This window comes from Rhodovastum atsumiense (genome assembly GCF_937425535.1).
Taxonomy (GTDB): domain Bacteria; phylum Pseudomonadota; class Alphaproteobacteria; order Acetobacterales; family Acetobacteraceae; genus Rhodovastum; species Rhodovastum atsumiense.
The window spans coordinates 17,661-26,682 of record NZ_OW485608.1 but is presented as its reverse complement, the minus strand read 5'-3'; the positions used below and the strand labels follow the sequence as shown (position 1 = coordinate 26,682).

General features: G+C 61.6%; 17 protein-coding genes. 8 read left to right on the top strand and 9 right to left on the bottom strand.

Annotated elements, in window-relative coordinates:
- Position 1: 1 nt before the first annotated feature.
- From NBY65_RS33455 to NBY65_RS33430, 6 genes are all read right to left on the bottom strand, one after another.
- Positions 2-271 (bottom strand): hypothetical protein, encoded by a 270-nt coding sequence (locus NBY65_RS33455; RefSeq protein WP_150043343.1) that lies wholly within the window; start codon positions 269-271, stop codon positions 2-4.
- 240 nt (positions 272-511) lie between these two features.
- A complete protein-coding gene (locus NBY65_RS33450; RefSeq protein ID WP_150043341.1) occupies positions 512-1,348 on the bottom strand; it encodes a hypothetical protein in 837 nt (278 codons plus the stop codon).
- Positions 1,349-1,398: 50 nt separating this feature from the next.
- Entirely contained in the window at positions 1,399-1,773 is a 375-nt protein-coding gene (locus NBY65_RS33445; protein ID WP_150043339.1) for a hypothetical protein, read from the bottom strand.
- A 1-nt stretch (position 1,774) separates the two neighbouring features.
- Entirely contained in the window at positions 1,775-2,302 is a 528-nt protein-coding gene (locus tag NBY65_RS33440; protein WP_150043337.1) for a hypothetical protein, read from the bottom strand.
- A gap of 1 nt (position 2,303) precedes the next feature.
- A complete protein-coding gene (locus tag NBY65_RS33435; RefSeq protein ID WP_150043335.1) occupies positions 2,304-2,561 on the bottom strand; it encodes a hypothetical protein in 258 nt (85 codons plus the stop codon).
- A gap of 17 nt (positions 2,562-2,578) precedes the next feature.
- Positions 2,579-2,956 (bottom strand): hypothetical protein, encoded by a 378-nt coding sequence (locus tag NBY65_RS33430; RefSeq protein ID WP_150043333.1) that lies wholly within the window; start codon positions 2,954-2,956, stop codon positions 2,579-2,581.
- Between the two features lie 190 nt (positions 2,957-3,146).
- On the opposite strand from NBY65_RS33430, the gene NBY65_RS33425 reads away from it, so the two are divergent.
- The 3 genes from NBY65_RS33425 to NBY65_RS33415 all read left to right on the top strand — a co-directional run bounded on the left by NBY65_RS33425 (position 3,147) and on the right by NBY65_RS33415 (position 4,352).
- Positions 3,147-3,677 carry a hypothetical protein gene (locus NBY65_RS33425; RefSeq protein ID WP_150043331.1) on the top strand — a complete coding sequence of 177 codons (531 nt, stop codon included), beginning with the start codon at positions 3,147-3,149 and terminating at the stop codon, positions 3,675-3,677.
- Positions 3,678-3,755: 78 nt separating this feature from the next.
- Complete coding sequence (locus NBY65_RS33420) at positions 3,756-4,037, top strand: type II toxin-antitoxin system RelE/ParE family toxin (protein ID WP_150043329.1); 282 nt, start codon at positions 3,756-3,758, stop codon at positions 4,035-4,037.
- 12 nt (positions 4,038-4,049) lie between these two features.
- Complete coding sequence (locus tag NBY65_RS33415; protein ID WP_150043328.1) at positions 4,050-4,352, top strand: HigA family addiction module antitoxin; 303 nt, start codon at positions 4,050-4,052, stop codon at positions 4,350-4,352.
- Positions 4,353-4,511: 159 nt separating this feature from the next.
- Here NBY65_RS33415 and NBY65_RS33410 read toward each other — a convergent pair whose 3' ends face one another.
- A complete protein-coding gene (locus tag NBY65_RS33410) occupies positions 4,512-4,772 on the bottom strand; it encodes an Arc family DNA-binding protein (RefSeq protein ID WP_203330638.1) in 261 nt (86 codons plus the stop codon).
- Positions 4,773-4,901: 129 nt separating this feature from the next.
- On the opposite strand from NBY65_RS33410, the gene NBY65_RS33405 reads away from it, so the two are divergent.
- Complete coding sequence (locus NBY65_RS33405) at positions 4,902-5,060, top strand: hypothetical protein (RefSeq protein WP_162530760.1); 159 nt, start codon at positions 4,902-4,904, stop codon at positions 5,058-5,060.
- Positions 5,061-5,538: 478 nt separating this feature from the next.
- Here the strand turns inward: NBY65_RS33405 and NBY65_RS33400 are convergent, their stop codons facing one another.
- The gene (locus NBY65_RS33400; RefSeq protein ID WP_150043324.1) at positions 5,539-6,033 is read right to left on the bottom strand and encodes a helix-turn-helix domain-containing protein; all 495 of its coding nucleotides are present in this window, start codon (positions 6,031-6,033) and stop codon (positions 5,539-5,541) included.
- A 112-nt stretch (positions 6,034-6,145) separates the two neighbouring features.
- On the opposite strand from NBY65_RS33400, the gene NBY65_RS34250 reads away from it, so the two are divergent.
- Genes NBY65_RS34250 through NBY65_RS33390 form a run of 3 tightly spaced genes read left to right on the top strand, consistent with a single transcriptional unit; the run spans position 6,146 to position 8,014 of the window.
- Positions 6,146-6,403, top strand: a complete 258-nt coding sequence (locus NBY65_RS34250; RefSeq protein ID WP_150043322.1) for a transcriptional regulator — start codon at positions 6,146-6,148, stop codon at positions 6,401-6,403.
- On the top strand, positions 6,400-7,560 hold the full coding sequence (locus NBY65_RS33395) for a ParB N-terminal domain-containing protein (RefSeq protein WP_203330637.1): 1,161 nt from the start codon (positions 6,400-6,402) through the stop codon (positions 7,558-7,560). Before NBY65_RS34250 ends, NBY65_RS33395 begins: the two co-directional genes overlap by 4 nt.
- Positions 7,550-8,014: a hypothetical protein gene (locus NBY65_RS33390; RefSeq protein WP_150043320.1), complete on the top strand. Its 465-nt coding sequence runs from the start codon at positions 7,550-7,552 to the stop codon at positions 8,012-8,014. The genes NBY65_RS33395 and NBY65_RS33390 overlap by 11 nt, the downstream gene beginning before the upstream one ends.
- A 100-nt stretch (positions 8,015-8,114) precedes the next feature.
- On the opposite strand, the gene NBY65_RS33385 is transcribed toward NBY65_RS33390, so the two are convergent.
- The gene (locus NBY65_RS33385; protein WP_150043318.1) at positions 8,115-8,300 is read right to left on the bottom strand and encodes a hypothetical protein; all 186 of its coding nucleotides are present in this window, start codon (positions 8,298-8,300) and stop codon (positions 8,115-8,117) included.
- Between the two features lie 166 nt (positions 8,301-8,466).
- Here NBY65_RS33385 and NBY65_RS33380 point away from each other — a divergent pair, with 166 nt between their 5' ends.
- On the top strand, positions 8,467-8,916 hold the full coding sequence (locus NBY65_RS33380) for a hypothetical protein (RefSeq protein WP_150043316.1): 450 nt from the start codon (positions 8,467-8,469) through the stop codon (positions 8,914-8,916).
- The last annotated feature ends 106 nt before the right edge of the window (positions 8,917-9,022 follow it).

Below are 9,022 nucleotides of genomic sequence, written 5' to 3'. Positions count from 1 at the left end.
GTCAGGCTGCCTTCGCCATCTGCTGCAGGGCCGGGGTGGCGACCATCGGCTGAACCGACACGACGCCGGCGGCGGTGCTGGTGACGTAGAGCATCGCCCCGCCATCAGGCGCCGAGACGAAGACCACGTCGCCCATGGCCATCATGTCGGATGCCGCGTTGAAGTGACCCTGCGTCATCGCCTCGGCGAGCGGTGCGGGCGACTTGAAGTGCCACTGCGTGTGGCCGCACGCATAGGCCAGGACGGACAGATTGCGGATAGCGAAAGCCATATGTGCGATCTCCTTTGTTGGGATCAGCGGTTGTGGATGCGGCGCCAGAAGCGGCGGATGGAAAGCTTGCCGAACCAGCGGCCCCGGAGGGCGCGGCGGGGGTAGGTGCCGAAGGCGGTTGTCTCGCTCACGGGATCGTCCTCCGCAGCGCGGTGCGAAGGAGGCGGTCACCGATCCAGGCGCCGACAGCAGCGCCGATGATCGAGCCGGTGAGGATCAGGAGCATGGTCATGGTCATGGTTAGGCCGCCTTCCGGTTGGCGATCTGGCTGGCAAATGAGGCGGCAACGGATAAGTATCTCTCGCGAACCTCGTCGAGAATTCCGTCGATGTCCTTGATGACGATTTTGGTGAATGCTCGACGCGACGGATCAAATGCTATCCAACTGATCGCAATATGTTCCGCCTGGACGGATGATCGTGTTCCTCCCTTGCTGACGCTCTCGATGCGTCTCAGCAAGGCGGATGTCCCCGGAGCCATGGCCGCCGTATCCAGGTGGACCCATGCGCGCCACTGTTCGCAAAGATAGTCCTGACGCAACGGCGACGTGGCGTGGCGCAGAATCCAGCCGGCCCGAATCCCAGATGCCGTTCTCCCCCGCGCGTTCGAACTCGCGGTAGCCAGCATCGCATCAATGCTGGGGCGCAGGATGTCTATGACCAGATCAACATCGCACGAGTCCACACGAGTGCCGCTGAGGCTGACACCCTGGGCGAGGCGCGCCAGTAGCGAGCATGGATCCACGACGCGCCCCGTCTCCTTCAGGTCGTCGCGGATCGTCCTGATGATGCCCTTGTCGAGGACGCCGAACATCTCTTCGTCGCAGCCGGTGAAGACCATCATGGGGACGGTGCAGCCGGACTGAACAACGGCTTCGAGACGATGCTGCCCATCCAGCAGGCGGCCAGTGGCGGAGATGGCGATTCCTTGATGCGTCAGGCGCCACCTGCCGGCTTGCATCTTCGCGGCAAGATCCTTCACGTGCGTTGGCCGCAGTGACCGATTGCCGCCATTATGCTGAAGCCAACTCTTCGCCATCTCCGGTGTCACCATGATGGCGTCGGGAGTCATCCTCATTTTCAAAATCCTCACGCTATTCGGCGTCGTGTTCGGAGATCGAGGCATGGTCAGGCAGCCTTGTGAGAGGGGTGGATCAGGCGGGCAAAGGAGGTGGCGAGGGCGCAGTGCCCGGCGTAGCGGCTGCACTGCTGATCAATCGGCTTGGCCGGCTCGGGGATGGGCGCCACGTATTCCCAGCGCTCGTTCCAAGCCTCGTGCGGCGACATGACAATCACGTCGTCCACGTCGTAGACTTGCCACTCGGACTTGTCGGCGTAGACCGACCACTGCGCCAAATAGAAGATGCCGTCGCTCTTGAGCCAGTGCGCGCCGTTCTTCTCCGGATCGGGCGGCAGCAGGCGCTCGGCGGCTTCCTTCTCGTCAAGCGCGGCCTGCTCTTCCGCAGAGATGGCACCGACATAGTCGTCATAGGTGCGATACATGTCAGGCGGCTCCTTGCTTCGCTGCCTTTGCAGCCGCTTGGATCGCGCTCAGGTGAACGAGATAGTAGACCGCTGCCTCGCGCTCATCCGCTGTCAGGTCCCGCTTCCGCGCGCTCGCGAGCAGGCCAATCTCAAAGATGATGCTGCCGTGGCGTGGACCGTAGCCGTATTCGTGGTTGCTGCGCTGGCCGCGCCACCGGTCATAACTCTTGGTGCCGAAATACTCGTGGCGCAGGCTGCCATAACCAGTAGCGGGCTGGCATGCGGCAAACCAGTTGATGGCATCCTGGCGCGCGCCATCGCGATCTTCGCCAGCGCGGTCGAACTCGCCATGCACGTAGAGCACCGTTTCCGCAAGAGCGACCTTCGCCAGATCAATGCCCGCCTCAAGACAACGGATCTCGGTCTGCAATTCGCCGATGCGCGTCCGAAGTTGGCGCGAGACGGCGGCAGCTTGGGCCTCATGATCCGCAAGGGCACTGCGAGTGCCCTCGACTTCGTTGACCAGTTCAACAAGCGATTTTGTCATGTCAGGCAGCCTTCCGGTCCAGGCCGACGTAGTGGCCGCCGTTGTCGTTCCGCGGGGCGTCGGCGGTGAGCGTCGTGCTCAGCGCCTTGGCGATGGCGTCCTGGACGTGCTGCTCAGTCCCGGCCGGGATGGGGTGCCCGGCGAACGCGGCCATGGCGGCGGCGCACCAGCGCGCCCAGGCGAGGCTGTCCGGGGGCGGGTAGGGGAGGGCCGTGGAGAACGCGCCCATGAAGCGCGCGCGGGCGATGGCGTCGGACACGATCCGATCCTTTCTGATCAGGCGGCGTGCGGGAGGGTGAGGGCGTCGAGTTCATCGGCGATGCGAAGCGCCTCGATCTGCGCTTCAACCTTCGCCAGATGGCGGCTTTCCTCGGCCTTGCGGCTGTTCCAGCGGCCGAGATCACGACGCCAGTCGTTGATGGACATCGCGTCCGCCTTCGAGCCGGAACGGCGATAGGCAGCGCGGGCCTTATTCAGCTTCGACAGTGCGTTCGCCTGCATCTGGCAGGCGTGGACATATTCAGCGCGGATGCGACGGAGGGCTTCCTCGGCCTCGTGAACCGTCCCGTAAACGCCGGCCCGCGCCACAGGCGAGAGGCTGATGCCGCCGCCGATAATTTCGCGTCCGTAGAGGGGGTTGCTGGTGAGGAACATGGTGTGCCTCCGATCTGATGGAGGCATGTAAGCACCACCTTCAGTGCCATTGCAAGCAGAATGTAAGCTACACCTTCAAATTGAAGGTGGTCGGGCAAGCCGGCGCCCCGGGCCGAACGGCTGTGGCTTGGAATCCTTCCCCCGTGCCGCACTGGTTGCTACGGTTCAGCAACCAAACCGGGAGAAACCAATGCGTGGTCGGCTGGTGGCCGCATCTCTGATTGCGGCATCAATTGGCGCTCAAGCGGCGAGGGCTGATGAAAACCTTGTTCCGCTCGCCATGAGCGGCGAATGGATCGCCTTGGCGCATAAGACAAGCATCGTCGCGCCACCAGATGTGTGCATGGCTATGCATATAAAAGGCAGCATTGCCTTTCGGGCCGGCTATAGCGGGACCGAAGTTAGGGTAATAAATTCTAAATGGAGTCTTCCATCAAGCGTGAATGGCTCAATAAATTTGTCTGTTGGTACTTTTAAAAAATCGTTTGATATAACCAGCAACACTGATGATATGGTTGTCGCTGACGTTGATGAAGACGATATGATTAAATTGTTCTCTGCCATGGATGCAGCGTCGGCGATGGTTGTGACGGCCGGGAAGGCGCAGCCAGTTTCGGTTTCTCTGGCAGGAAGCACAAAAGCGACCAACGCGTTCCGGACATGCGCCAGGATCGGCGGGAAGCCGAAGTCGGCTGATCCTGAAGGCAATCCATTCGAGTAGGCGCTGCGCCTGTGAGCCTGATCGAGAACGAGCGGATTATAGCTTGACGTATTACGTAACGCATAATAGCTTTCTGCTATGCCGATCCGCTCCTTTCGCGATGACGACACCCGCGAGCTGCACCTGATCGGGCGCAACAGGCGCTGGGCCGCCATCGCCAAAGTTGCGGTCCGAAAGCTCGACATGCTCGATGCCGCGGCGGCGCTGAACGATCTGCGGGTGCCACCCGCCAATCGCCTGGAAGCGCTGAAGGGCGACCGGGCGGGGGGGCACAGCATCCGGATCAACGACCAGTTCCGGATCTGCTTTCGCTGGACCGACGCCGGCCCGGAGGATGTCGAGATCGTGGATTACCACTGAGGAGGTGCTCAGATGACAAAGCCCCGCATCCGCACGCACCCCGGCGAGGTGCTGCTTGAGGAATTTATGCGCCCGCTCGCGCTCAGCGCGAACGCCCTGGCGCGTGACCTGGCTGTGCCGCCCAATCGCATCACGGCGATCATCAATCCCGTCGCACCGCGCTCCATCACGCCCGACACGGCGCTGCGCCTGAGCCGGTATTTCGGGACGACACCCGAGTTCTGGATGAACCTGCAGGCGGCGCACGACCTGTCCAAGGCCCAGGCCGAGAGCGCCGAGCGGATCGCGGCCGAGGTGCAGCCTCGGGCGGCGTGAGGGTGGCAGATAACCTGGGCGGGGGTTTGGATCGAGCGCTGGATCACTATCGCGGTGGCGAGCTGACCAAGCACGATCATCCAACCCCTAGCGCCTCGTCTGATTCGATCACGCGCCAGACGCGATGAACGACTGCAGATGGTGCCATCTGGCGTCTGTCTACTGACCGCTTGAGCGAGGTCGGCGCCCCGCACGCGGCAGGCTGGCTGGTTTAACTTCGTCGGGCAGGCTCAGCCGCAGATCCGACACGCCCCGGCTCTGCAGCTCTTCCAGGGCCTGCGCGATCTGACGCAGGAACGCCTCTGCCCCGGCGGGGGAATCGGCGAAGGATCGTTCGATCCGGTCCACCAGCTCAGCATTGATGGACCTGCCGCTGGCCCGCGCCGCCGCCTCGACACGCTCCTTGAGCGCATGTGGCATCCTCAATTTCATCTGCGGGTCGTCACGGGCCATGCCCCAATTTGGACCACCGTGGTGTTGACAGCAACGGAACCACGGTGGTTTAGTCCCCATAATGGACCACGGTGGTTCATTATGATGGGTAATCCGATGAATGAGGCTCAGTTAAAGATCAGGCTTCCTCCAGAGTTAAAGGAGTGGCTTGCGGCGTCGGCTGATAAAAACTGTCGCACCATAAGTAATGAAGTGGTGTTCAGACTCAAAGAAGCAAAAGCCATGGAAGAAAAATCTTCCCAAAAATCGCAATAACAGGTCAAATTTTCTGTTCCTTACCAACAATTTTGTTCGTCAATCTGCGCTATGTGTGGCGCAGATATTTTTCCTGAAGCTCTGTGATACAAATCCTATTTGCCGACATCAGGATGCCCCTGTAGGCATCTCGGAATGGTTGCTTTCTGCGTCTAAAAAAAGAGTCCGAGTCTTTTCAACAACTTATTAGTTGATTGCGGTTGCTGACATCCGCCTGTGGCGATAGCCTTATAGGTAATTACCGGGATCTTGACGGTGGATAGGAGGCACGGGACGAGCATGGAACCCAGCGACCTATGGCCTTTCGGGCGACTCCAATTACTTGGCGCTGACTGGGCGCGTTCCGCCGCGTATCTGGCCAATTGGAGGCGTGGTGGCCGCCACGATGCGCCACCCTGTGCGCGAAATACGGTAGACTCATTGCGCTTCAGCGCGTATGTTCCCGTTCTGTTCGAAGCAGGTTAGGGCTATGAGTCGATCAGCCACGAGCGCGCAGGTGATCCTGTCGCATCTCGAGCATTTGCGTCATCAGGATCCTTTGGGCGTGGTCGAGGCCGCGCCAAAATCTGAGGAGGGCGAGTTCGTCGGGATCTTTGACAAACTCTCCCGGCAGTGGGCCGCTGATAAAAGGCGTTCCGCTATCCGTGTAGTCAATTTTGATGCCGAGATGCAAAAGGATTACCCTCAAGGCATCCCGTAACTCTGGAGATAAATCTGGCAGACTAGGATTATCGGTATGTGATTGTCCTACTTGGCCAGTAGCTTCCGATGATCCGCCCCGATCATCGATCAGGTCAGCCACAGACACACCAAGTGCACCAGCAATGGCGGGGAGGCGGTCACGGCCAGGGGCCGTTCTTCCCGCGATCCACTGGTTCACAGATTGCGACTTGATGCCAAGGGTGCGGGCCAGCGCCGACTGGTCCATGCCGCGCGCTTTCATCAGTTCGGAAATTCTCTGCCCCAAGGCCATATCAGTCCAGACTCTTTAACCCAAGGATTTGGTCGCTTGTAATCCACCTTCAGCGGTGAAGTCGCTAAAAGCTCCCCTTGAAAGCAATGAAGGTTATGCTTACAATGGGGGCATGAGAGATGAACCCCTCATGCGAGCGATCAGGACCGCCGGCGGCGTCAGTGCGCTCGCACGTGCGATCGGGATGCGGAACCCGCAATCCGTCTCGCAGTGGCGGCGCGTTCCGGCTGGACGCGCCCGTTCCGTCGCGCAGGCAACCAGCATTCCCCTTCATGAGCTTCGTCCTGATCTCTGGGATCCGCCTGCGGCCAACGACGACACCATCATCCCGCCGCCTGGTGGGGCGGCAGCACATGCGGAGGCGGCATGAAGCTGGAAATCGCCAAGATCCGAACGGACGGCGGCACCCAGCCACGCGCCGCCCTGCACCGGGACTGGGTCGAAGAGTACGCTCAGGACATGGCCGATGGCGCCGTGTTCCCGCCGGTGATCACCTTCTTCGACGGCACCGACTACTGGCTCGCCGATGGGTTCCATCGGACGCTGGCCGGTCAGTCGCTGGGTCTTGTCGAGATCGAGGCCGACGTGCGGCAGGGGACGCAGCGCGATGCCATCCTGTTCAGCCTGTCCGCCAATTCCTCGCATGGTCAACGGCGCACCAACGAAGACAAACGCCGCGCCGTGCTGCGGCTGATCAATGATCCCGAGTGGAGCAAAGAAAGCAATCGCTGGATCGCAAAGATCGCTGCCGTGGACGAGGGGACAGTCAGGAAGCTGCGTCCGCCTCCTCCACCCGTATCTGCGGAAAATCCGCAGATAGATAAAGCTCGCACGGCACATCGTGGTGGTATCTCCTACACCATGAATACGTCGAGCATTAATTCCAATCGCTCGCGTCCTTCTGCTCCGCCGCCATCCCCACCCCCACCCCCACCCCCACCCCCACCACCCCCGCGCCCGGCCGCGCCTGTGGCGCCCGTTCAGGCACGCCCGGTGTCTGTGCCCACGCCAGCCCAGGCGCCCGTCGTCTCGCCAAAGCCTGAGCCCGCGTGGACGCCCGCTGACATCGGCGCCGAGGAACCTGATCAGGAGACCGTGGCGGCACGGCAGCCGCAGCCTGAGCCTGTGCAGGAGCCGGATCCGGCCTGGACGCCGGCCGACATCGCGGAACCGGCTGACGAACCGGAAGAGGTAGAGCAACCCACCGATCCGGTGCCTGAGCCCGATCCGGAACCCGAACCTGCGCCGCCGCCGCCCCAACCGGTTGAACGGTTCGATTGGGCTGCTGCTGAGGTCCGGCGGAAGGCGATGGACGCGATCAAGAATCTCGCGGCGCTCCCCGCGCCGTCCGTCGTCATCGACGCCTGGAAGAAGCACACCGGTTACGGGGAGCCGGTCGAGATGTTGGACAAGGCCGCTGCATGGTTGGCCGAGTTCATCCCCCTGTATCGCGAGGTCGAGCCGGTTCGATGGGCGCGGATTGAACGCGCCATCGCGGCAACGGTGGAGACGAAGCATGCGGCATAAGGACATCGTCCAGCAGGCCATATCATTCGCCAACGATGGCATCCGGATCGACCGACACAAGGCGATTGAATTCGGCTTCCCCATGATCGAAGCCAACCGCGAATTGCTCGTGGAGGGCGCAAAGCGCGACTTCGCGCGTTCGGTCAAGGAAGCTGCAACGAAGCAGATGCGCAGGATGGCGACTGACACCGATGCGCAATCCTGCTTCGATATGCTGCGGCGTCGGTATGCGCTTGATGACGAGGCGAAGGTCATCAAGGAAACTGACTTCCTCCGCGAGATGGAGTTGGATCGCATCATCGCCATCCGTGAAAAATCCGTCGCGGATGACATGCAGCATTTGTCTGCGCTCAAGGAGGTCCGCGCCAGCCTGAAACCGATCTGGAGGGCGCACCCCGACTGGACGCTCGGCGAATGCGAGCGGGCCTTCCGGAACGTGAGGCTCGCTGCCTGATGCTCCTACAGCTTCCACAGGATCAGAAACCCGAGGATGTAAAGCGCCACGGCCAGCGTCCACAGGATGCACAGATAGACCTGCACGCGGTCTGGCTTCGTCACGGCCCAGCCCGGAGCCGGTCCAGCGCGGCCCGCTGCTCGCGTGCCCATGTCGCGCGGGCCTTGTCCAGGCCGTCCCGCCGCTCACGCTCGGCGACCAGTTCGCCCTGGATCACCTCCAACACAGACAGCATTCGCCGCAGCAGCGCGAGCTGTGCGGCTCCAACATCGAGAGGTTCATCCATGATCGCTGCGATCCCATCGCTCGGCCGCCGGGACCGGGTTTCGCTCCGCACGGCCTTGCTCTTCGTCATTGGCGTGTCTGTCCCTTGGTGGGTGGGCATGGCGGCGATCCTGTCCCGTGTCGGAGAGGCCGTGAAAACGGCGATAGCGGGCGTATAGGAGCCCGCCATGTCGTCCGCCTCTCTCTCTGCTGTTGTCGGTTGTGATCTCCCCAAGACGCAATCTGCACCGGAGAGCACTGGCGTGGCCTGGAAAGACTGCCGCAGAAATTTGGATAATTTTTTCCGTGATCGAACGATTCGGGAACTATCCGGAATCATCGCGGAGGTCGTTAGGTTATGCCGTAGACACAATGACACAATGAAGGCCGCTGAACACGACGCGGCTGAAATCCTCGGGATCACCCCGCGCCGTCTCAGGTCATGGCGCGCTGCTGAGGTGTTCTCCGTCACCGTGGAGGAGGCGGAGTTGATCCGCTCGTCCCGGCTCAAGCTCGCCGAGTATCGCTGCGAGCAATTGAGAAAAGAACTCGCCGTTGAAGAGGCGCGGCTCAGGGCCGTGACTGATGAATGGATGCGTGCTGCCAACGCTTGCCTAAGTGGTGCCGGCGCAGATTGAGCGGTGTGTTCGCTTGGCTGAGCTATCGACTGCGCCTCTGCTACTGGTTCGGCATCAACCGGGCCAGTGGTTTCGTGCTCTGGTGGGAGCGCGTTCTCCGCCTCTC

Bases quoted from the DNA above. Each gene is read 5' to 3' on its own strand.
- NBY65_RS33455 (WP_150043343.1), bottom strand. From the start codon at position 271: ATGGCTTTCGCTATCCGCAATCTGTCCGTCCTGGCCTATGCGTGCGGC.
- NBY65_RS33450 (WP_150043341.1), bottom strand. From the start codon at position 1,348: ATGAGGATGACTCCCGACGCCATCATGGTGACACCGGAGATGGCGAAG.
- NBY65_RS33445 (WP_150043339.1), bottom strand. From the start codon at position 1,773: ATGTATCGCACCTATGACGACTATGTCGGTGCCATCTCTGCGGAAGAG.
- NBY65_RS33440 (WP_150043337.1), bottom strand. From the start codon at position 2,302: ATGACAAAATCGCTTGTTGAACTGGTCAACGAAGTCGAGGGCACTCGC.
- NBY65_RS33430 (WP_150043333.1), bottom strand. From the start codon at position 2,956: ATGTTCCTCACCAGCAACCCCCTCTACGGACGCGAAATTATCGGCGGC.
- NBY65_RS33425 (WP_150043331.1), top strand. From the start codon at position 3,147: ATGCGTGGTCGGCTGGTGGCCGCATCTCTGATTGCGGCATCAATTGGC.
- NBY65_RS33420 (WP_150043329.1), top strand. From the start codon at position 3,756: ATGCCGATCCGCTCCTTTCGCGATGACGACACCCGCGAGCTGCACCTG.
- NBY65_RS33415 (WP_150043328.1), top strand. From the start codon at position 4,050: ATGACAAAGCCCCGCATCCGCACGCACCCCGGCGAGGTGCTGCTTGAG.
- NBY65_RS33410 (WP_203330638.1), bottom strand. From the start codon at position 4,772: ATGCCACATGCGCTCAAGGAGCGTGTCGAGGCGGCGGCGCGGGCCAGC.
- NBY65_RS33405 (WP_162530760.1), top strand. From the start codon at position 4,902: ATGAATGAGGCTCAGTTAAAGATCAGGCTTCCTCCAGAGTTAAAGGAG.
- NBY65_RS33400 (WP_150043324.1), bottom strand. From the start codon at position 6,033: ATGGCCTTGGGGCAGAGAATTTCCGAACTGATGAAAGCGCGCGGCATG.
- NBY65_RS34250 (WP_150043322.1), top strand. From the start codon at position 6,146: ATGAGAGATGAACCCCTCATGCGAGCGATCAGGACCGCCGGCGGCGTC.
- NBY65_RS33395 (WP_203330637.1), top strand. From the start codon at position 6,400: ATGAAGCTGGAAATCGCCAAGATCCGAACGGACGGCGGCACCCAGCCA.
- NBY65_RS33390 (WP_150043320.1), top strand. From the start codon at position 7,550: ATGCGGCATAAGGACATCGTCCAGCAGGCCATATCATTCGCCAACGAT.
- NBY65_RS33385 (WP_150043318.1), bottom strand. From the start codon at position 8,300: ATGGATGAACCTCTCGATGTTGGAGCCGCACAGCTCGCGCTGCTGCGG.
- NBY65_RS33380 (WP_150043316.1), top strand. From the start codon at position 8,467: ATGTCGTCCGCCTCTCTCTCTGCTGTTGTCGGTTGTGATCTCCCCAAG.